Source organism: Caballeronia sp. SL2Y3 (assembly GCF_022879575.1).
Classification (GTDB): Bacteria; Pseudomonadota; Gammaproteobacteria; order Burkholderiales; family Burkholderiaceae; genus Caballeronia.
Genome location: NZ_CP084261.1, coordinates 451,347 through 473,954 on the forward strand (window position 1 = coordinate 451,347; position 22,608 = coordinate 473,954).

General features: G+C 61.5%; 14 protein-coding genes. 13 read left to right on the top strand and 1 reads right to left on the bottom strand.

The window, feature by feature from the left end:
- Nucleotides 1-102 precede the first annotated feature (102 nt).
- From LDZ26_RS15410 to LDZ26_RS15465, 12 genes are all read left to right on the top strand, one after another.
- A complete protein-coding gene (locus LDZ26_RS15410; protein WP_244850021.1) occupies nt 103-2,628 on the top strand; it encodes an adenosylcobalamin-dependent ribonucleoside-diphosphate reductase in 2,526 nt (841 codons plus the stop codon).
- Nucleotides 2,629-3,213: 585 nt separating this feature from the next.
- Nucleotides 3,214-5,712 carry a type VI secretion system Vgr family protein gene (locus LDZ26_RS15415; RefSeq protein WP_244850022.1) on the top strand — a complete coding sequence of 833 codons (2,499 nt, stop codon included), beginning with the start codon at nt 3,214-3,216 and terminating at the stop codon, nt 5,710-5,712.
- Nucleotides 5,713-5,769: 57 nt separating this feature from the next.
- On the top strand, nt 5,770-7,989 hold the full coding sequence (locus LDZ26_RS15420; protein ID WP_244850023.1) for a DUF3274 domain-containing protein: 2,220 nt from the start codon (nt 5,770-5,772) through the stop codon (nt 7,987-7,989).
- A 94-nt stretch (nt 7,990-8,083) separates the two neighbouring features.
- Complete coding sequence (locus tag LDZ26_RS15425; RefSeq protein WP_244850024.1) at nt 8,084-9,676, top strand: DUF2875 family protein; 1,593 nt, start codon at nt 8,084-8,086, stop codon at nt 9,674-9,676.
- Between the two features lie 276 nt (nt 9,677-9,952).
- The gene (locus LDZ26_RS15430; protein WP_244850025.1) at nt 9,953-12,109 is read left to right on the top strand and encodes a DUF3274 domain-containing protein; all 2,157 of its coding nucleotides are present in this window, start codon (nt 9,953-9,955) and stop codon (nt 12,107-12,109) included.
- 152 nt (nt 12,110-12,261) lie between these two features.
- Nucleotides 12,262-13,743 carry a DUF2875 family protein gene (locus LDZ26_RS15435; RefSeq protein ID WP_244850026.1) on the top strand — a complete coding sequence of 494 codons (1,482 nt, stop codon included), beginning with the start codon at nt 12,262-12,264 and terminating at the stop codon, nt 13,741-13,743.
- 85 nt (nt 13,744-13,828) lie between these two features.
- Nucleotides 13,829-14,086: a PAAR domain-containing protein gene (locus LDZ26_RS15440; protein ID WP_244850027.1), complete on the top strand. Its 258-nt coding sequence runs from the start codon at nt 13,829-13,831 to the stop codon at nt 14,084-14,086.
- 790 nt (nt 14,087-14,876) lie between these two features.
- On the top strand, nt 14,877-15,422 hold the full coding sequence (locus tag LDZ26_RS15445; protein WP_244850028.1) for a fimbrial protein: 546 nt from the start codon (nt 14,877-14,879) through the stop codon (nt 15,420-15,422).
- A 117-nt stretch (nt 15,423-15,539) separates the two neighbouring features.
- Nucleotides 15,540-16,283, top strand: a complete 744-nt coding sequence (locus LDZ26_RS15450; protein ID WP_244850029.1) for a fimbria/pilus periplasmic chaperone — start codon at nt 15,540-15,542, stop codon at nt 16,281-16,283.
- A gap of 141 nt (nt 16,284-16,424) precedes the next feature.
- Nucleotides 16,425-19,016, top strand: a complete 2,592-nt coding sequence (locus tag LDZ26_RS15455) for a fimbria/pilus outer membrane usher protein (RefSeq protein WP_244850030.1) — start codon at nt 16,425-16,427, stop codon at nt 19,014-19,016.
- A gap of 34 nt (nt 19,017-19,050) precedes the next feature.
- Nucleotides 19,051-20,133 carry a fimbrial protein gene (locus tag LDZ26_RS15460; RefSeq protein WP_244850031.1) on the top strand — a complete coding sequence of 361 codons (1,083 nt, stop codon included), beginning with the start codon at nt 19,051-19,053 and terminating at the stop codon, nt 20,131-20,133.
- Between the two features lie 75 nt (nt 20,134-20,208).
- Entirely contained in the window at nt 20,209-20,727 is a 519-nt protein-coding gene (locus tag LDZ26_RS15465; protein WP_244850032.1) for a fimbrial protein, read from the top strand.
- Nucleotides 20,728-20,882: 155 nt separating this feature from the next.
- Here the strand turns inward: LDZ26_RS15465 and LDZ26_RS15470 are convergent, their stop codons facing one another.
- Nucleotides 20,883-21,035 carry a hypothetical protein gene (locus LDZ26_RS15470; protein ID WP_244850033.1) on the bottom strand — a complete coding sequence of 51 codons (153 nt, stop codon included), beginning with the start codon at nt 21,033-21,035 and terminating at the stop codon, nt 20,883-20,885.
- Between the two features lie 808 nt (nt 21,036-21,843).
- On the opposite strand from LDZ26_RS15470, the gene LDZ26_RS15475 reads away from it, so the two are divergent.
- Nucleotides 21,844-22,581: a hypothetical protein gene (locus LDZ26_RS15475; RefSeq protein WP_244850034.1), complete on the top strand. Its 738-nt coding sequence runs from the start codon at nt 21,844-21,846 to the stop codon at nt 22,579-22,581.
- Nucleotides 22,582-22,608: the final 27 nt, after the last annotated feature.

A 22,608-nucleotide genomic window follows, 5' to 3' on the forward strand; every position in this document is an offset into this window, starting at 1 on the left:
CGCTATCGTCAGGCATCGTGCTTGCATCGACCGCGCTGCATTGCGTAACGCGCGAGGCACGTGCAACGTGTCGAGCATCAGCGCACATCACAGGATCAGGACATGGCCGAAGACAACCCCAGCACCGCTCTCGCTCCGCAGCAGTTTTCCATCGACGTCATGCTCGAAAAGTACGCCAAAGGCGACGAGACGCGCGTCGACGATATCTATCGACGCGTGGCACGCGGCGTCGCGCTCGCGGAACCGCCCGAAGAGCGCGCGAAGATCGAAGCCGAGTTCGTCGACAACTTCAAGCGCGGCGCACTGGGCGCGGGCCGCATCATGAGCGCGGCGGGCGCGGGCATCGATGCCACGCTCATCAACTGCTTCGTGCAGCCGGTCGGCGATGCGATACAAGGTGTCGATGACAACGGTTTGCCCGGCATCTACGTCGCGCTGTTGCAGGCTGCCGAGACCATGCGGCGAGGCGGCGGCGTGGGGTATAACTTTTCGGCAATCCGCCCGCGCGGCGCGCGCGTGCATTCGACAGGATCGGCGGCGTCAGGGCCGTGCAGCTACATGGACGTATTCGATGCCTCGTGCCGCACCGTGGAAAGCGCCGGCTCGCGTCGCGGCGCGCAGATGGGCATTCTCGACTGCACGCATCCGGACCTGCTCGAATTCATCGCGGCCAAGCACACGAAAGGGCGCTGGAACAACTTCAATGTGTCGGTGGCGGTCACGGACGAATTCATGCAGGCCGTCGCCGATGACGCCATCTGGCAACTCGTGCACAAGGCGGAGCCGTCGCCGGCGCAACGGGCATCGGCCGATATCCGGCAGCGTGAAGATGGCTTGTGGGTGTATCGCGAAGTGCGGGCCCGCGAGGTCTGGGACACGATCATGCGTTCTACTTACGATGTTGCGGAGCCGGGCGTCGTCTTTATTTCGCGCATGAACGATGACAACAACCTGCGCTCGCTCGAAGCCATTCGCGCGACCAATCCGTGCGGCGAGCAGCCGCTTCCGGCGTATGGCTGCTGCAATCTCGGGCCGCTCAATCTCACGCGCTTCGTGTCCGAGCCGTTCGCGCAGATGCGTGGCGGCGCGCCGCGCTTCGATTGGGACGGCCTCGCGCGGACGACGCGCACGCAAGTCCGCTTTCTCGACGACGTGCTCGACGTAACCCTCTGGCCGCTGCCGGAACAGGCGCGCGAAGCTCAGGCGAAGCGGCGCATCGGCGTGGGCTTCACGGGGCTCGGCGATACGCTCGTCATGCTCGGCTTGCGATACGACTCGCAGGAAGGACGCGACTTCGCGGCGCGCATCGGGCGCACCATGCGCGACGAGGCGTATCGCGCGTCCGTCCAACTGGCGCGCGAGCGCGGCGCTTTTCCGCTCTTCGACGCGCGGCGATATCTGGAAGAGGGCACGTTCGCATCGCGCCTGCCCGATGACATCACGAGCGCAATTCGCGCTCACGGCATCCGCAATAGCCATCTGCTTTCCATCGCGCCGACGGGCACGGTGAGCCTCGCGTTCGCGGACAACGCGTCGAACGGCATCGAGCCCGCGTTCTCGTGGACGTATCAACGCACCAAGCGCATGGCGGACGGCTCGCGACAGAGCTTCGCAGTGGAAGACCACGCGTACCGGCTTTATCGCGAGATGGGCGGCGACGTGAACGCGCTGCCCGATTACTTCGTGAGCGCGCTCGACATGTCCGCACACGATCACCTCGAAATGATGGCGGCGGTGCAGCCTTTCGTGGACACGTCCATTTCGAAGACGGTGAACGTGCCGGCCGACTATCCGTTCGACAAGTTCCAGGACCTTTACTTCGAAGCATGGCGGCGCGGCCTCAAGGGTCTTGCCACTTACCGGCCGAACGATACGCTCGGCGCGGTGCTTTCGGTGACGCCGCAGGAGACGCCGAGCGATTCGCCCGATCCCGAACTCGACCTCGATCCGCTGCGCATCGCGATCGACCATCGGCCGCGCGGCGAATTGCCTGCCATCATCGAAAAGGTCGAATATCTGACGCAGGCGGGCAAGAAGTCGCTGTATCTCGCGGTGTCGTTCATCGAAGTGACCGGGCGCATCGCGGGCGAGGACGTGACCATCGAGCGTCCGATTGAATTCTTTATACCGACAGGACAGAGCGACGAATCGCAGCAGTGGATCACGGCGACGATGCGTTCGCTTTCGCTTGCCGCGCGTGGCGGCTTCGCGGCGCGCACGTTGCAGGACATGCGCAAGGTGTCGTGGGACCGGGGACAAGTGCGCCTCGGCGATGTCGAGCGGCTCGACGGTCATCGCAGTCCGCGTTGGCACGACTCCGAAGTCGCGGCGCTGGCTTACGCGATCCAGCAGATTCTGTATCGACGCGGTTTTTTGGATGCAGAAGGCAATCAGGTTCCTTCGCGCGTGCTCGCGCGCAAGCGCAGCGAAGCGGCGGCGCCTTTACGCACCTTGCAGCCCGAAGACGAACAGGACGCGCCCGACGACGTGGCTGTAGCGCCCGCCGATCCGCATGGACTCGCGCAGATGCACGGACGTAAATGCGCGACGTGCGGCGCAAATGCGGTGATTCGCAAGGACGGGTGTGATTTCTGTACCGCTTGTGGGGAGATTGGTGCGTGCGGTTGAGGACTCGCGACGGAAAGCCTCGTGCTAAAGCACGCTACTTGTTGACCGTCGCATGTCCATCGAATCTTTCTTGGGTCGGGGGCTGCGTGCATGTGGAGAGGACGCTATTGCCGCAAGCCGCTTGAGCGAGGTCAGCGTCGGCCGAGGGCTATGGGGCTTCAATCCGCGATGTGAACGTCCCATCAATGCGGTAGTTGCGGTCGCCGGATGCACTCTTGTGTTAATCCGCGAAGTTGGGCTTAGCGAGTTTCCGTCCGTCGCTCCGCCGTGGCTTGTTGGCAAGCAAGGACAAAATAGAGTCGGGCGTCTCCGCAACTGCCCAGTCCATCTTCTTTCCCGGGCTACCATTTCGTGCATGTGGACCACGACTAATCTCTTCAAACACCTTGCCGACGAGCAAGCATAAGGGCGTCTGGCTGGACGCAGACCTATCGGTCGTCAAAATATGGAACGCATTCGGAGTTTTCTGGTATCGAAAGGCTCGCCGGTCAGGATACTGACGCACGGGCGACATCGCCTGATGTCTGTCCGTGCTTCACGACTTGACCTCGCTTCGTACGAAGCCTTTCGGGGAACTCATCATTCATGCCGCGTCAATCCGACCTGCGCTTCACGTTCGAGACCGCGAGCGGCCTTGCGCTCGACGTCCGCAGCTTTGACTTAGTGGAGGGGCTCTCTAAGCCGTTCGAGCTGGATCTGGAACTCGCTAGCCACGATCCCGCCGTCGACTTCGGCAAGGTTCTGGACCAATCTGCGCTCTTCACGCTCTGGCGCGATGGCGTGCCGGTGCACTACGTCCACGGCATCGTCAGCGCCTTCGAGCAGGGCGAGACTGGCTTTCGGCGCACCGTGTATTACGCGACGGTGACGCCCGCCCTCGCCAGGGCCGACTTGCGCAGCAACTGGCGCGTGTTCCAGCAGAAGAGCATCCCGCAGATCCTGCAGACGCTGATGACCGAGCAAGGCATCACCGACTACGAACAGATGACGTTCGGCACGTATTTGCCCCGTGAGTATTGTGTGCAAGCAGGGGAATCGACGCTCGAATGGGTGCAGCGCATTGGCGCGGAAGAAGGCCTCTACTACGCCTTTGAATTCTCCGCGAACGGCCATCGTCTGATCCACGGCGACAAGCTCATCGTGCATGGCGCGATCGCGGGCGGCCCGGTCTCCTATAACCCGAACCCCGGCGGCGATGCGCCCGAGCCGGGCTTGCGCAGTTTCCGCTACGCCGAACGCGTACGCACGGCCCGCCAGACGCAACGCGACTATACGTTCAAGAACCCGCAGTACGGCCAGCAGCATAGCCAGGACGGAGGGAACCTCGACCACCAGGGCCGGGATTACGAACGCTACGGCTACCCCGGACGGTACAAGGAAGATGCAGCCGGTGTTCCCTTCACGCAGACGCGCCTCTTGGCGCTGCGGCGCGATGCGCAGGTCGCAATCGCCGAGGGCGACGATGCGCGTCTCATCCCGGGCTTGCGCTTCGATCTCGTCGACCATCCGCGCGAGGAATGGAATCGCGGCTGGCGGCCGGTGCGCATCACGCATCACGGCACCCAGCATGTGAGCCAGGAAGAAGAAGCCGCGGATGCTCAGCAAGGCACGCACTACGGCTACACCGCCGAGCTGGTGCCCGACGACGTTGAATGGAAAGCGCCGCTGCCTGACAAACCACGCATCGACGGGCCGCTGATCGCGACGGTCACCGGCCCAGCGGGCGAGGAGATCTATTGCGACGAGTTTGGTCGCGTCAAGATTTGCTTTCCATGGCAGCGGAACGACCCGCCCGACGAGCGAAGCTCCTGCTGGGTGCGGGTGGCGCAGAACTGGGCGGGCGCGACGTGGGGCCATATGGCGATTCCCCGCATCGGTCAGGAAGTGATCGTCGCATTCCTGGACGGCGACCCTGACCAGCCGATCATCATCGGGCGCACGTATCACGCGGCGAACTTGCCGCCTTATGAGCTGCCTAGGCATAACACCATCAGCACGATCCGCAGCAAGGAACACAAGGGTAGCCGCGCCAGCGAATTGCGGATCGACGATACCCAGCAGCAGATCAGTGCCGCGCTGATGAGCGATCACGGCGCGAGCGCGCTGCATTTGGGGTATCTCACCCATCCTCGTCCGCAAGGAGGGGCGCCTCGCGGGGAAGGCTTCGAGCTGCGCACCGACGAGCACGGCGCGCTGCGTGCCGGCAAGGGACTCCTTCTCTCCACTGACGGGCAAACCAAGGCGCAAGGCGGGCAACTCAGCCGTGCAGAGTTAGTGCAGTGCCTGCAAGGCGCACTCGAACTGGCCAAGCAGCTTGGCGACTATGCCGGTCAACATCAGAGCCTGCCGCACGACGCTAGTGCGCAAGAGCACTTGACCGACGCTGTGCGGGATCTGGGCCATGGCGCAAACGACGAAAAGACTGGCGCGAACGGCGGTCAGCCGGTCATCGCGCTTAGCAGCCCGGCTGGCATTGCCGCAGGGACGCCCCAGTCGATGACATGGGCCGCTGGCCAGCACATTGATAGCGTAGCGCAGCACAACCAGCAAGTGACTGCGGGTCAGGCTCTACTGATGAACGCCGGTCAGGGTATCAGCCTGTTCGCGCATGGCGGCGACATCAAGCAGATCGCTCATCAGGGCGATCTGATGTTGCAAGCGCAGCAGAGCACGGTGCGCATGGAAGGTAAGCAGAGCGTGGAGTTGTACGCCACCGACGAACACATTCTCGGTGTGGCCAAGAAGCACGTCACCCTGATGTGCGGGGGCGCCTACATCAAGCTCGAAGGCGGCAACATCGAACTCGGATGTCCGGGGGAGATTCGCTTCAAGGCCTCCAGCTATGACATGGCAGGCCCTGCCAGCCAGAACGGCAAGCTGCCGCAGTTCGATGTGGGCGACACGCAACGCAGGTTCATCGTGCTAATGCCCGACGGTCAAAGGCCCGTTCCCAACCAACCCTACAGCATCACACTGGACAACGGCGAAGTCGTCAAGGGCGTCACCGATGCCCAAGGGGCCACCCAGTTGCTGCAAAAGAACGCGATGCACATCGCGCAACTGGTGCTGCACAAGTCCGAGTGAGAACGCTGCGCGCTTCGCTTAAAAGAACGCCCAACGCTTTATACCCAAATCGCTTCTATGAACGCCGATACATCTTCGTCCACACGCCCGTTGTCTGGAGAAAATAAGACGCTGCTCTATCCGGGCGGCCAGGCTGCCTATGCGCAGGCTACGCAAGGCAAGCCGTGCGTGACGATCATGGTGCACGGCGTAAACGATCTGGCAGGCGTCTATGCCGACATTGAGAAGGGACTCTGCGAGGGACTCAACGAGCGGCTGGATCACCTGAGCAACGCACGCGGGCAAACCAATTCGGCGGCGCTGGTGCCGGCAAGTTATTCGTTGCCCACCGCGCAGGATCATCTCGCCAAAGATCCGGACAAGGTCTACTTCCGGCGTCTGGCCAATACCGGCCAGGGCGGGGATGCGTCGCGCAGCGTCGTCATTCCGTTTTATTGGGGCTTTCGTGAAGATGGCGGTGCGGACCCGAAGACCCGCGTGCCCTATATCAAGAAAGATACGCCTCATGGCGAGTGGCTCGACCGCTACGGCAACCGTCTGGACAAGGCCGGCACCAAGGAGGGCGGCGCCTTCGCCAACGCTACCACCACGCTGCCCGACATGTGGCTGGACGGCTTTAGCGGCATGGCCTTCGGCATTTTGCCCATGAACGCGCTGGCCGGCACGCCTGGGCATCCGCTGTTTGCGGGGCCACCGCGCAACTACATGGTGCTGGCGGCCAAGCGGCTGGCCATGCTGGTGAAGATCATCCGCGCCAAGCATCGCGACGATACGGTCAATGTAGTCGCTCACAGCCAGGGCACCATGCTGACCCTGCTGGCCAACGCGTTTCTCAAGGACGAAGGGCAACGTCCCATCGACAGCGCCGTATTCATGAATTCGCCCTATAGCTTAATCGAGCCTTTCATGGAGCGTGTGCAGGTGCGTCAGCGACAGCAGACCAAAGACGCGAGGCGCGACACGCTCAGCAGAATCATCCGCTTTATCGGCGACCAGCCGCACCCCACGCCCTCGCTCACGGACATGGCCGATCCGGGCAAGCTCGCTTGCATCGGGGGGCAGCGCTGGAACGGTCAGCAATGCACGACCACGCTGGATAACGAACACACGCGCTTCGACGAACGTGACAATCGCGGCAACATCTGTCTGTATTTCACGCCGCTGGATCAAACGGTTGGCTTGCTCAATGTGCAGGGTATCGGCTGGCAGGGCGTGCCCGACGATGTGTTGAGCGAACTGGGCGGGCGCTTTCATCAGCGCGTGTTCACGCTGCGCGAGCGCAATGGACAGCCCGAAGAGGTCGGCGCGCGCGAGCCCGGGTATCGCTACGTGCTGCGCCAGCACGGCGAAAGCACCTGGGATGGCGATGGTCAGGGATGGACAGGCAACTTGATCAAGGCCGAACTGGCAGAGGGGCAGACCGTCACGCTCAATGCGCCCCGGTTGCCCAAGCCGCTGCGCGTGAATTTCGACGGCACGGGCAACTTTATCGACGAAAGCGTTGCCAAGGACGGCATCCATATGGTCAAGGCGCCCATGGACCCGGTCGATGCGTCCATTGGGATTACCAATGGCGCGTGGAAGCCGGGCGTCGTCAAGCCCTATGACATGGCGGCGGATGATCCGGTGTTCTCCCAGGGGTACGACGCGACCAATGTGCAGAACGCGCTCAACGCGGACAAGGAGGCGTTCGACACAACCAAGGTGGCCAGCGTCACGCCGCTGGACAACGGCATGGTGCGCGTGATGCGCACGGAGACGCCCAGCGATGCGCGCAAGCGGCTGATGGAGACGCCGGCCGATCAACTCACCAAGGACGACGCCCTGTCGTTCCATTCGGCCATTCCGGCGAACTCCGAGCACAGCCGCCGAGCCGTGGCTTACGACCTGGCCATCGGGCAGGCTAAGAGCATCGACGACGAGGCCTTCTATAGCTATTTGTGTCGGATTGCTGATTGGCGGCTGGGGTGGGGCGGAAAATCGAAGAGCCAAAATGGTAGGCGCGAGAATGCCGACATTGAGACATCTGATAACCGTACCTTCGACGATAACAATCCGGACGCCGACACGTTGAAGTTCTATCAAGAAGAAGCGCCCGAAAACAAGGCATTGATCGATGCCACCGCAGACTATCGTACTACCGGCCAACCGACCGAAGCGCAGGTCAAACAATACTTCAACCCGAAGTTGCCGTCGTTAATCAGGAGTGAGACCTTTGAACAAGTCGTTCCGATTCCGCACCAGTTCCCCGAGCGCGTGTCGATTTCTTCGCGGTAGCTTCGCTCTGTTGTGCGCCGGGCTTGCAACCGTGGCATCGGCAGTACCGCCGTTGAACCCGCTCCTCACGCGCGTGCCCGGTACGGCCGCAGCAATGCCCGACACGTTCGGGCCGGTGAGCTGCTTTGCCTCAGCCGCGCGATACCCCACGAACGACGACCTTGTCTACCCCGCACCTTCGTCTGCCGAGGATTCCTCCAATATGTATTCTTCGCTCAATAGCGCCCCGACCACGTCTCCACATCTCGATACGCTGGACGTGGTCAGCGTGGGAATAAGTCTGGACGTCTACCGTCAAGGACAGGTGTGGGCCCAAATGCGAAAGCAAGATGCTGCCGAGCTCAATAGTTTGCATGTAGGGTCCATCTTGCCGATGGACCCTAGGCAGTACCCGGTCACCGCTGGCGAGAAAGACATGGCCTGGGAGCAGCGGCAAGCCAATGCCCTTGAGCTCGCCCTGAAGGACTTCAGAGAAGCATGGCCGATTCCCACCGTCACTGTGGTGCGCGGATGGGACCGCAATGCGCCGCGGTTGCGTGTGCCCGTCGAAAATATGGAGCCCTCCCTCACCACGATGGTGGACGATAACCGTCCGGACGCCGGCTTGCACTGGCACGAGATCATGCAGTTAAAGAACGGGGTGATCTGCAACGACACGCCCGAAGGCACGATCGAGATGATCTTCCGCTCGTTCGAGGCCAATCCGGATATGCCAGCAATGCTTGTGTATGTCGTGGAGGGCTTCAGCATGGCTAACGCGCTCTCCAGTCGTAATACTAAGATCGGTACTTACCCACTGATTGGCTTAGGAACCGGCCCGCGTCAACCGGGCGAGCTCACCGACGCGATTGTCGCGTTAGTCGTAGCTCGCCCCGAACGGGTGGACTGGCTGCGCTATTTCGTGCCGTACACCGCGGCGCCAGCGGACCATTCGATCTACCCGGGCTTCACCTTCTGGGATCATCAGCCCCCGGTGCCGTTCCGCCCGACGACGTTTATCCCGAAGCCGTGGACCGCGCTGGGATTCAAGCAGTGGGACGCGATGAAGACGCTCGCTGTGCTGCATCGCCCCGTCACCGTTTCGCTGAACGACGCCACCGGCGCGCGTCTGAAGAACGATGCGCTCACCACGGCTCTGGCTAATGGCTGGAAAGCGGCGGCAGGCAAGCTGAACTCGAGCCCCTCGCGCGTCTTTTACGACGCCGGTCAAAAGCCCATAGCACCGCCGCTAGCCCAACTCATGCCCGCGCTGAAGGCGGCCGGCAGCCCGCTCGATCTGCTCGAATCGAAGGAAAGCTACGATCTGACGCAGCGCCTGGGCGACACGGGTGCGGCTTCGCCGTTCGTCGGCATTGCGCTCGCCACCATGGCGACCTATCTGAATGCCGATACCAGCGTGGTCGTGCCGCTGCGCCGCGCCGATCAGGCCACCCTGATCACGATAACGTCGCCTACGCCAGGTAAGAAGCCAAGCTCCGACCCCTTCGGCGTCAAATTATTGCCACAGACGGCCAGCAGCGACGCGCCCACGACCATCATGCAACCGCAGCAGCCCACGGTGCTGCCGCCGCTGCCGACCACCCGGCCGTTCATCGCGCGCAGCGCAGAGCAGATGCTTCGCGAGCAACGCATGCTGGACGACTTCATCGCCGGAGGCGATGGAAGCGATCCGGTGGATCGCGGCTAGGCAGACGTCGTCCGGTATGACGCGCGTCGCGCCGGGCGGCATCTCCAATCCTTCAAACCAATGCAAAGCGTTGAACGAGGCATTGATGCAATTTCCCGGCAAACGTCCCATTCGCGTGGGCGATTCGACAACCCATGGCGGCAATCGTGCTGCCCACGTGCCCTCGGCGCAACGCAGCACGTAGACAAAGAGGCGATGCATACCGCTGACATCAGCGTGCGGAGCACACCACAAAAACAATAGAGCTATCGAATATTCAGTTTTGCGAAGACCGTCATGCTTGATTCAAGACCAAAAGAAATAGGCCGCGCGAGCAGCATCACTGTGCCTAAGGGCAACGATGTCTATGTACCGATTGGCCCCAACCGTCCGTGCGTCACCATCCTCGTGCATGGCGTCAACGACCTGGCCGGCGTCTATGCCGACATCGAGCAAGGTCTATGCAGCGGACTCAACGAACGGCTAGATCTGCTTACACCCGGTCCGCTGACGGGCGACAACCCTGGGAAGTTGCAGGCGGCCACCTACAGCCTGCCCACCGATGACGATGGCCAGGCACCCAATCCCGATGCGATCTACTACCGTCGGAAGTTCGGCACCGCCCGAAGGGATGCGGATGGCATGTGCGGCATCGTGGTGCCGTTTTATTGGGGGTATCGCGAAGAAGAATCCGCCATTCAAAAGCACGAGCCGCACGGCGAGTGGCTCGATCGCCACGGCAACCGCCTGGACAAGGCCGGCACCAAGGAGGGTGGCCCGTTTGCCAACGCCACCACTACGTTGCCCGACATGTGGGGCAACGGCTTCAACGGCAAGTTGTTCGGCTTCGTGTCAGTGGACCTGCTCGCGGGCACCGCCACTCACCCGTTGCTGCCAGCAGTGAACCGACGCTACATGGTGTTGGCCGCGCAGCGATTGGCCATGCTCATTCGCATCATCCGCAAGCGCTATCCGGACGACATCGTCAATGTCGTCGGGCACAGTCAGGGCACGATGGTGACCTTGCTGGCGAATGCGCTGCTTAAGGATGAAGGACAGCGGCCCATCGACGGCTTCGTCATGATGAACTCACCGTATAGCCTCGAGGAGCCGCTGAATGAAATGCTGCAAACCTATCATCATCAGCAAACCCGCGAGGCACGGCTGGCTACGCTCAGCGGCATTATCCAATACATCACCGCACAGCCTAATGCTGCCGTCTCACTCACCGAGATGGCAGGCAACGACGTCAACAAGCGCGTGGGCGGGGCGAACTGGAACGGCGCGACCTGCCAGACCACGATCAACGGTCAGTCCGTCACTGTCACCGAGCGCGACAACCGGGGCCTGGTCAGCCTGTACTTCACCCCGCAAGATCAGACCGTGGGACTGTCCAATGTGGAGGGCATCGGCTGGCAGGGCGTGCCCGATACGCGAAATGCCCAACCTGTGCTCTCGCAACTCGGAGCGCGCTTTTGCCAACGGATCTTCACTCTGAGGAAGCGAGACGGCAAGCCCGAGCAAGTCGGAGCGGAGAATGCAGAGTACAAATATGTCTTGTTGCGCAAGGGTGAAAAGACCTGGGAGGATACGGGTCTTGGCGGAACAGCCCGATTCGGGCGCGCCAGCTTTGCCGAAGGCCAAAGCGTTACGCTAAACTCTGCGAAGCTACCTTTGCCCGTGACGGCCGATTTTTCCAACGGCACGAACGTCACGCAGCGTGATACGCCCAGCGGCGTCTATCAGGCCAAGCAAAAGCTCGACCCCATCGATGCGCGTATCGCGATCACACGCGAGAGTGGCTGGAAGCCGGGTGTATTCAAAGTTTATGATCTCTCGCAGGATGATCCGGCGTTTGCGCAAGGGTACAGCCCAGCCGATGTGCAGGATGCCTTGAATGCCGGTAGAGAGCCACTGAACTTCACTCGCGTGCGGAGTGTCACGCCGCTTGGCGATGGCACGGTGCGCGTGACCCGCACCGAAACGCCGAGCGACGCAATCAACCGTTGGCAGCACACGGAGGAGGCACTGTCGTTTCATTCTGCAATTCCAGCCAATCCGATACATAGCCAGCAAGTCCTCGCCTACGACGTGGCAATTGGACCCACGCAAAGCGTGATGGACGAGGCGTTTTATGCTTATCTTTGCCGCGTTGCTGATTGGAGATTGGATTGGAAGAACACTCGAAGCGGAGGATATGGGCAGAAATCTGTTGGCACAGATCTCCCTATGGAGGACGAACCTAGTCCAGCAGTTCTTTCGTTCTACGCTGAGGAACAACCAAACAACAAGGAACTAATCGACGCCACAACGAGGTACCGACGTACAGGTAAGCCGCCTGAGCAGATGAACATCGACATGCCGAGCCTTATTGTCAGCCAAACCCTTGGCGAGCGGATTCTAGGCAGGCGTCCGAAGTATGGAGGTACTCCGCCTGCGGGGGGCAAGGCATGAGCATCCGTTGCTATCAGGATGTCAACTGAGCGCGAGCGCTATGTTTGTACGTGCGTGCAGTCATGCCTTCGGACATCACCTCTGAAACGCCTGCTACCTCTCACCTATCGGTCATACCCTTTCCTACTATTTCGGCCGCGAAAGCTATCTCCATGCGCAACTCACCTCTTTATCAAGCGCCCGCTGACACGTCACGTATAGAAACATTGGAAATATTCAGCATCGGTCTAAGCGTGGACGTTTTCCGCCAAGGTCAAGCGTGGGGAGCACTACAGCAGCAGAATGCAGTGCAATCTAATAGTCTTCTCGTGCGCTCCATTTTGCCGATGGATCCAACGCGATACCCCACCCAGGCTGACGACAAGGACTTAGCATACGACAAACGAGAACTTGATGCGTTGGAGCTAGGACTACGTGATTTCCCGGAAATATGGCCTATTCCTACGGTAACTGTGGTGCGCAGTTGGACCCCGGATATTCCCGATCCCCGCGTGCCGATTGCGATGACTCGGGAGATGCTAGCTGGCTTGGTCAACGATTTGCGTCCCGACGCAGGCTTACACTGGCACCGCATTCGCAACGTGTCCAACGGCGTCGTGTGCAACGACACGCCCGAGTTCATCCTTGAGAACGTTTTCCAATTGTTCGAACGTAGTCCGGACCTGCCAGCGATCTTGATCTACGCAGACGAAGGCCACAACATGGCACTCGCACTCGCCAGCAAGGACAAAAAAACGTGGCCGATCGGACAAGCTAACGGCCCGCGCTTGCCCGGCGAGCTTACCGACAGCATGGTAGCCCTAGTAGTCGGTCGTCCCGAGCGCGTGAATTGGTTGCGCTATTACGCTCCGTACACTAAGCCGAACAAGAATCCCATCGACCCGCAGTTCAACGGCTGGGCCCGTCAGCCCCCGCAGGCATTCGTCGCGTCTCCCTTCATTCCCGAGCCGTGGACCCAACGCGCCTTCGAGCAGTGGGACGCGCTCAAGACTCTTGCTGTGATCCATCGCCCCGTCACGGTTTCGCTGGACAACCCTGCGCAGCCCGGCACACGGCTAAAGAACGATGCGCTGACCAATGCATTGGCAAACGGCTGGAAGAGTGCGACGGCAAACATCACTCCGGCCCCTTCGCGCGTTTTCTACGACGCTGGACAGAAACCCGTAGTGCCCCCGCTAGCCCAACTCATGCCCGCGCTGAAGGCAGCCGGCAGCCCGCTCGATCTACTCGAATCGAAGGAAAGCTACGACCTGACCCAGCGACTGGGCGACACGGGTGCGGCTTCGCCGTTCGTCGGCATTGCGCTCGCCACCATGGCGACCTATCTGAATGCCGATACCAGCGTGGTCGTGCCGCTGCGCCGCGCCGATCAGGCCACCCTGATCACGATAACGTCGCCTACGCCGGGTAAAAAGCCAAGCGCCGACCCCTTCGGCGTCAAATTGCTGCCGCAGACGGCCAGCAGCGACGCGCCTTCGGCCATCATGCAACCGCAGCAGGCTACGGTGCTGCCGCCGCTGCCGACCACCCGGCCGTTCATCGCCCGCAGCGCGGAGCAGATGCTTCGCGAGCAACGCATGTTGGACGACTTCATCGCCGGAGGCGATGGAAGCGATCCGGTGGATCGCGGCTAGTTGGGCGTCGTCCGATATGTCGCGTTCGACCGGCGACATATCGGACCGCCTTCGAATCAAGTGCAAAGCATTAAAGGAGGCTCTAATGCAATTTTCTGGCAAGCGTCCCATTCGCGTGGGTGATTCGACGACCCATGGCGGCATCGTGCTGCCCACCTCGCACGAGTTCAGCATTTTCGGGCGGCAAGTCGTCACCATAGGAGATCGCGTGATGTGCCCCAACTGCGGAATCACCAGTATCGTGGAAGGGGACACACAATCGCTTCTAGATGGCGCAAACATCGCGCTGCACGGTCATCGCACAAGTTGCGGCGCTTCCTTGATTTCTAGCTTGGCGGGGTGAGTCGGCTCTCGCGTTCGTGATTGATAAACCCACGAACGAGCCGACTGCGAAAGAGCGTTTGTTATCTAAGTAACAATAGGTGGAGGGCGTCGCAATTCCGGCGCAGACAGAAAACTGCTTCGCTGCTGCCGCGCGGCAATCCACGAGCGACGTGTCGTTCTACGGACACTGTCGTCTTCGCGCATCCGTCCGTTATGCATCGTCGCCGCTGGTAGCGCCCCGACCACCTCGCCAGGTTTGAGGGCGGCATCTGTTCGCGGCTTTGGAGTGAGCCTTATACGTCCCCCAATCACGACAGGTACGTGCGCACGTTCAGCGCAGGTCCTCTCTTGCAGGGTACTCCGCCTGTCCGTTTGGTTCTACCGATAGACGTCACCCGAAGCGAGGTTCCCACTCGATCCAAAGCGCCATTCGCGCGCCGAAAACCCGAGGTCAGCACGAGTTTCCTCGACTCGCGCTGACCCGTTCTCGCTGCTCCCTTCTCACCCAACGCTGCCTCTTGCCAAGCGAAAGGCAGCTTACATATCGTTTCGTCAATCATTCAAGACGACTTACTAATTAAGAATTCTCGGGTGTCTTTCGAACTCGATTGATTGGAAAATTCCGCCCGGGTGCTTTCAACTGGACGGGCTAAAAATAAACCGAGGGCCACGCCGTCGCGGGCCTACGCAGTCTCGGCCACAGGGGAATGCACTTGTCCGGCGTCAAGGGGAGCGGGCGCTGCTGCCGTATCGGTGCAGCGCCGCGCTCGAAACTGGATCCCACTTTTTTAATTGCTTGGAGTTTCAAAATGAAGAAGTCCTTAATCTCGGCTCTCATCGCTGGCCTGTTGAGCGTGGCTGCCGGCGGCGCGTTCGCGTCCGATGGAACCATCACGTTCAACGGCGCGCTCACGGCCGCCACCTGCACGATCAACGGCAACGGCACCTCGTCGAAGGACTTCACGGTCACGCTGCCGACCGTATCCACCTCGACGCTGACCGCAGCGGGCCAGACGGCGGGCACCACGTCGTACAGCATCGCGCTCTCCGCATGCTCGCCGGTCACGAGCACGAGCAAGGCATCGGTGTTCTATGAAGCAGGCACCACGGTCGATCCTTCCGATGGCCGTCTGCTCGTGGCTGCCGGCGGCGCGGGCAACGTCAAGCTGGAACTGCTGAACCAGGACGGATCGCAGATCAAGGCTGGCTACTCGAGCGACCTGCAGAACTCGAAGCCGGCGTCCATCGCGTCGGGCGCGGCAACGCTGTTCTACGACGTGCGCTACTACGCCACCGGCGCGACGTCCGCAGGTCCGGCGAACTCGTCGGTCGTGTACAGCATCGACTACCAATAAGCGGTGTCGTGACAGCGGACCATTCGCTTCGCACATTCGCGAATGGTCCGGTGCAAGGGCGGGCGCAAGCCCGCCTCTCCTTGATATCGTGCTTCGCTTGGGCGCTTCTTCGTCACTATGAAACTGTTTAGCCGACTCGCATCCGTCGCGGTGCTCCTCGCCGCGATCCAGGGCTTCGCCCCGCAGGCCCGTGCTTCGGTGGTCATCGCCGGTACGCGCGTGGTGTATAACCAGAGCGATTCCGAAGTCACCGTCAAGCTGACCAACAACGGCAAGCTCCCCGGTCTCACGAAGGTCTGGATCGACAAGGGCGATGCCGACGCCAAGCCGGATACGATCGACGTGCCGTTCACCATCACCCCGCCGATGATGCGTATCGATCCGGGCAAGTCGCAGACGCTGCGCATCATGTCGACCGGCGAGCCTCTGCCCGGCGACGCCGAATCCGTCCTTTATCTCAACGTGCTGGAAGTGCCGCCCAAGCCAACAGGCGATGAAGCGAGCGCCAATCAGCTGCAACTCGCGTTCCGTACGCGCATCAAGTTCTTCTATCGCCCGACGGGGCTGAAGGGGCAGGCGAGCGACGCGCCCGAAGCCATTGTGTGGCATCTGAAGCGCGAAGGCGGCAAGAACACGCTGGTGGCCGATAACCCCACGCAGTATCACGTATCGTTCGACCGCATCGACCTCACCGATGGCGTGCATACGGCGCAATTCACCGACGGCGGCATGGTCGGACCAGGCCAGAGCCGCGCGTTCCCGCTCAAGGGCGAGCTTCCCGCTGCCGGCGCGAAGGTGCGCTATACCGCGATCAACGACTACGGCGGCCCGCAGGCCGGTGACGCCACGCTCGCGCCCTGACCGGCGGCATCCCGACAGTCCCGAGCCGGCTGCCCGACGCCCGCGCCGTCGCGCGCCGCAATGACCCCGTGAAGATGCACTAGCGCGCATGCCCTTGCGGCATGCCCGGGATCGCTGTGCCCGTATATTTCGGATAACTGAATGAAAACGCACTACTGCAGCGCCCATCTGTCCGGCGCGCGATTAAGACCTGTCACGCTGTTCACGCTCCAGGCTCTGGCCGCCATGGGCGTAAGCGCGCACGCCTGGGCGGACGCTTCTGCGCAGCCCGCAGCCGTCGAATTCAACGAGCAGTTTCTCGATTCCGGCGGCGGCCAGAAGCTGGACATCTCACGCTTCAATCACGGGCAGCCGGTCCTGCCCGGCACGTATCGCGCCGATACATACGTCAACAACGTATGGCGCGGCAAGTTCAGCGTCGATGTGCGCGACTCCACGGAGCACCCGGGTGTGGTGCAACCATGCGTGACGGCGGATCTGCTCGAACGCTTCGGTGTCGATTTGCGCAAGCTCTCGCCCGAAGCCGCCGCGAAGCTGGAAGCGGCCGGCAATGCGTGCCTGACGCTGCCCGAACTGATCCCGGGCGCGATCGCCACGTTCGACGGCGGGGAGCAGCGTCTCGATGTGAGCGTGCCGCAAATCGCGATGAACAGCAGGGCGCGCGGCTATGTCGATCCGAAGTATTGGGACGACGGCATCAACGCGGGCACGTTCCAGTACAACGCGAACGTGTATCACAGCTCCGCGGGCGGTTTCGACAACAATTCGGCCTACCTCGGGCTGATCGGCGGCATCAATCTTGGTCCGTGGCGTTTCCGCTATCAGGGCAACGTCACGCACAACAGCATCAGCGGCTCGCATTATCAAAGCGTGCAGACGTATGCGCAGCGTGCGTTCAAGGACATCAAGAGCCAGTTCACGGTTGGCGACACCTTCACGGACGGCGCGCTGTTCGACAGCTTCGGCTTACGCGGCGCGACGCTCGGCACCGACGACCGCATGTTCCCGGAGTCGCAGCGCGGCTACGCGCCGGTGGTGCATGGCATCGCCAATAGCAATGCCCGCGTGCAGGTCAGGCAGAACGGCAACATCATCTACGAGACGACGGTCGCGCCGGGCGCGTTCGAGATCGACGACCTGTATCCGACGGGCTACGGCGGCAATCTCGATGTGATCGTCACCGAGGCCGACGGCACTCAGCACATCTCGACGGTTCCGTACGCGGCGGCGGTGAATGCGCTGCGGCCGGGCGTCACGCGCTATAGCGCGAGCATCGGCGAGTATCGCGATCCGAACATCAATATTCATCCGTTCGTTTCGCAGTTCACGCTGCAGCGGGGCATCAGCAATCTGGTGACGCTGTACGGCGGCGTGAGCGCGGCGGACATGTACTTCTCGACGATGATCGGCACCGCGCTCAATACGAGCGTCGGCGCGTTCGGTCTCGACGTGACGCAGGCGAGCGCGAGCTTCAAGGGCTACGGCACGCGCAACGGCGCGAGCGTGCGACTCAGCTATTCGCGCCTGTTCGAGCCGACGAATACGAATATCGCCATTGCCGCGTATCGCTATTCGACGAGCGGCTTCTTCTCGCTGCCCGACGCGATGATGATGCGTCAGCTGAACGCCGAGCATCAACTCGGTCTCATGACCGCGCTGCAAAAGTCGCGCGTGCAGTTCACGCTGAATCAGAGCATCGGCGAGGGCGCGCGGTACGGCTCGCTCTATGCGATGGGTTCGTTCCAGACGTACTGGAACCGCTCCAGTCACGATACGCAGCTGCAAATCGGCTACACCAACAGCTGGAAGCGCATGACCTACGGCGCGTCGTTCGTGCGGCAGTTCCAGGTGAACACGAACCGGTGGGACAACCGCATCATGCTGAACATGTCCATCCCGCTGGGATTCGGGGCGCACGCGCCGCAGTCGACCACCAATTTCCAGCACGACACCAGCAACGGCAGCTCGACCATCCAGCAATCGGTCACGGGCACGCTCGGCGTCGACAATGCATTCAGCTACGGCATCAACGCGAACTTCAACGACGGCGGCAGTCACGCCAGCAGTTCGGCGAGCGCGGGCGGCAACGTCGGTTATGTCGCGCCGTTTGCGATGCTTACCGCGAATGCGAGCACGGGCCGCAACTTCTCGCAGGTCGGCGCGGGCATGTCGGGCGGCGTGGTGGCATGGCGCGACGGCGTCGCATTCACGCCGAACATGGGCGATACGGTCGCTGTCGTCGAAGCGAGCGATGCGGCCGGCGCACGACTTGCCAACGGTGCGGGCTTGCGCGTGGACCGGTGGGGACACGCCGTCGTCTCGGGCATGCAGCCGTATTCGAACAACGACATCGAACTGGACCCGAAGGGCTTGCCGATCAACATCGCGCTGAAGTCGACCGTGCAGCGAACGGCGCCGACTGCGGGCGCCGTGGTGCGCCTCAAGTTCGAGACGGAGAACATGGGCAAGCCAGCGGTCATGCGCGTCTCGCAGGCGGACGGCCAGCCGTTGCCGTTCGGCTCCGAAGTGTTCGACGCCGAGAATCGCAACGTCGGCACGGTGGCGCAGGGCAGCCGCATCATCGCGACCGGTTTGAAGTCCGACGCCGGCACGCTGAACGTGAAGTGGGGCGAAGCGCCCGAGCAGCGTTGCGTGGTGCGCTATCAGTTGCCCGCGGTGACGGATGCCTCGAAACCGAACTCCATCAGCATATCGGACGCTGTCTGTCAGTGAGCGCCGTTCACATTCATTGAGTCAGGAAACCAGAATGAAAATCATGAATCGGCTCGCAGCCGGACTGCTGCGGTGTGTGTTGTGCTGGGTCGCTGCACTGGTGTTCGTGCCGTCGTCTGCCTGGGCGACGGCAACCTGCACGGTCAACTACAGTTCGTTCACGTTGACGCTTCCGCCGTCGGTGGCCGTGGCGCGCGATCTGCCGAATGGATCGATTCTCACGGCATGGTCACTGTCGCCCTCGAAGAACGACTATTGGACCTGCATCGTCACCGGGCAGGTCTATACGGGAACCGACTTCGAAACCGCGGGTATCACGACCGCCGGACCGACCGTGTACACCGCGAACTATCAGGGCGTCGATTTCGAGGTGTATCCGACCAACGTGCCGGGCGTGGGCATCGCGATGGGCGGCTATGTCATTCCGAACAGCCTGCCCGCCGGGCCGCGCACGTTCTCGAAGCTCGGCCGTCAGTGGAACGCGAATGGCACCATCTACAACGGCGGACAGTTGATCGTCGCCCTCGTGAAGATCGGCGACATCACGCCCGGCACCGCGACCGGCATGATCGCGCAGGCGTTCTCGTGGCAGACGCTGACGCCGCCGCCTGCGGGGGACGTGCCGTCGGCCGGTGTCATCAACTTCTATATCACGCCGGTGGTCATCACCGTGCTGACCTGTCAGACGCCCGATGTCACGGTTCCCATGGGCATTCAGGGACCGGCGGACCTGCCGAGCATCGGCCCTGCGCCGAACAAGGTGTCATCGTTCAATATGAGCCTGAATAACTGCCCCGGCGGAACGCCCGTGAGCGGAACATTGGCACGGCAGATTCACAGCATTCAGTACAGGATCGATCCATCGAACGGACTCGTGTCCGGCTATAGCAACGTGGCCGCGTTGAGCGGATCGCCGAGCGCGGCGGGCGTCGGCATTCAGCTCTACGACAACACGGGCGCGGTGTTTCCCTATGGCACGTATGTGACGCTGAACGGATTCGACAGTACGAACGGCGGCAACTACACCATACCGATGCAAGCGCGCTCCTACCGCACAGGCGCGCTCGGTGCCGGTCCCGCGAACGCGACCATGACGATGACCGTGCTGTACCAGTGATCCGTGAAGCGGCGGCATGGCGTGCGTCATGTCGCCGTCGAGCGGCCAGCAACAGAGATCAAGGAGAAGCAAAACATGAAGAAACTGAAGATCGGGATCGTGGCCCTTGGGCTCACGTGCGCCGCGTCGGCGTTCGCGGCCGACGCCACGCTGACATTCACCGGCACCATTATCCTGCCGACGTGTACTGTCGATTCGAACTCCGTCAATCAAACGATCGCCCTCGGGACCGCGAGGACGACGGATTTCGCCGCCGTGGGCAACACGAAGAACCCTACTCCCTTCAACATCACGCTGAACAACTGCGCGGCCAACACGAACGTGGCGATGACCGTCAACGGAACCTCCGATACGGTCCAAAGCGTGCTCGCGAACACCGGCACGGCGGCGCAAGTCGGCGTGCAGCTGTTGAAGGCCGTCAACGCAGGCGATACGACCGGCACGCCGATTACCCTGAATTCGTCCCTGAACATAGGGACTGTGGGTGCGACCAACTCCCTGACCATTCCGATGGTGGCTCAGTTCTATCGCCTCGGTACGATGACAGGCGGCACCGTGTCCGCAACGGCCACCGTCAACTTCGCCTATAACTGATACGCAGGATTGCAGAATATCCGTACGAGGCCCTATAGCGTTACGCCGGGTCCGCGCGGAGAATTGGGCCGGTGGCGCATCAACGGCGTCATCGTCCCTTGTACGTTAGAACCTAGAGAAACTGAAATGCAAAGAATCGAACGAAACGCCCTGGCTTACAGTGATGTGGCAGGCGGCACCACCAAGGCAACCAGCAGCTCGTCATCCTCCACGAACGTCTCGATTTCGATTGCCGGAGCGTCGAGCGGGTCCGGCGGCTCCAGCAACAACTCGAATGACAAAGCCACCCTCACGATCGGAGTGAGCACGCACTGATCGCGCGCTTTGTCGAACAGGCCATCCTCGTCGAAGGGTGGCCTGTTTTTTTTAGGGATTCGAGCAACGCGGGTTTGCTGCCATTGATCAGTTACATGTGTGATAAGTCTGCGAGCTCACATGGATAGCGCGCCACTTTGCTTACGAGTCGATTAATACCTTGCCATTACCAAACGAATCATCGTCGGGAATTGCCTCTTGTCGCTTCTTTCAGAGTTTTCGCGGTTTACCGTCATACGCGAACTATCTAATATCCGTCGTTCAGGAATATTAAATGGTTCCTGACGAAGCCCGAGATATGAAGGGCAGGTGATCGAGCGGACTGAAATTAGTTCGGACCACGTATATTCAGCAACTGGCAGGAGGAATGAAATGCAAAAGATCGAACGCAATGCACTGGCTCAAGCAGCACTGGCAGGCGGTTGCCACAAGGCAAGCAGCCGCTCGTCGGCGAACACGACGGTGGTTATTTACATCCAGGGTAAGTAACTCGCTTCGCTTTGCATAACCGGCTGTTTTCCCGCCTGCGCCGTTTCCGCGGGGAATAGCCAAAGCGGGGCGGGGCCGCGGACCCGCCCCGCCGTGTTCCAGAAAGAGTTCGTCATGCCTGCTTTGCGTCCCGCGTTGAAAAAATGGCTTGCCCTACGAAAGCATCGCATGCGCCGTTTTATCGTCGGCCGAATCCCCATGCGTTCGGTCGAGGCGCTTGCGTGTTTCTCGTGGAGCGTGCGTAGCCTGTTCGACGCGACTTGTCGCGCGAATGGCCGTATTCGTGCCGAGATTGCAAGCTCAGTCCTTCGGTTGCCACAGAGCCGCGCGAACCGGGCGTGTTTCGGCGCGCAGGTCGAAAAGCTCATCGATCAGCGCATCTATTTTGGCCGCGATATTCGCAAGCGGGAGGCGTGGGCGGATCTGGATGCCATCGCAACGATCCTGGTGACAGCCGTCGAAAAACTCAAGCGCGAAGCGCCTGCACGTCCGGTCTTTATCTCGCCGTTCCACTTCGTCTCTCAATACGCGAACATCTATATCGTCGAGCGCATGGCGGCGCTGCTGGGTTTGCAGTCGATGTCCGTGGTGTCCGGCGTGCCGCGCAATCAATACGGCGACGACCATGCGCTGATTCCTGGCATAAAGGTGCTCTACACCTATGGCGACGCCAACCGCAACGGGCTAGGCGTGCGCGTGGCGCGCTCGCTCAGGCGCGACGGCGTGGCGGTGCTGTTCAGCGACGTGCCGCCGTTCACCATGCACCGTTACCCGATGGAGACGGTGGAAGTCACCATGTTCGGCAAGAGCGCCCGCATACACAACGGCGTTTTCCGCATGGGTGAGACGTTCGGCGCGGTGCTGCTGCCGTTCTATGTTCGCTTCGCGCGTGGCCGCTTCGAGGCGCGTCTGTTCGATCCGCTTCCGCTCGATGCGCCCGAATCGCCGCAGCGTCTGGCCGGCTATATCGAAACGGCGCTCGCCGACAACTACGAGCAGTGGCTCCCGGCTGGCCATCCCGCCATGTACGCATTCGCGCCCTCGCGATAGACGCTTCACGCGAACCGGCATTCGCAT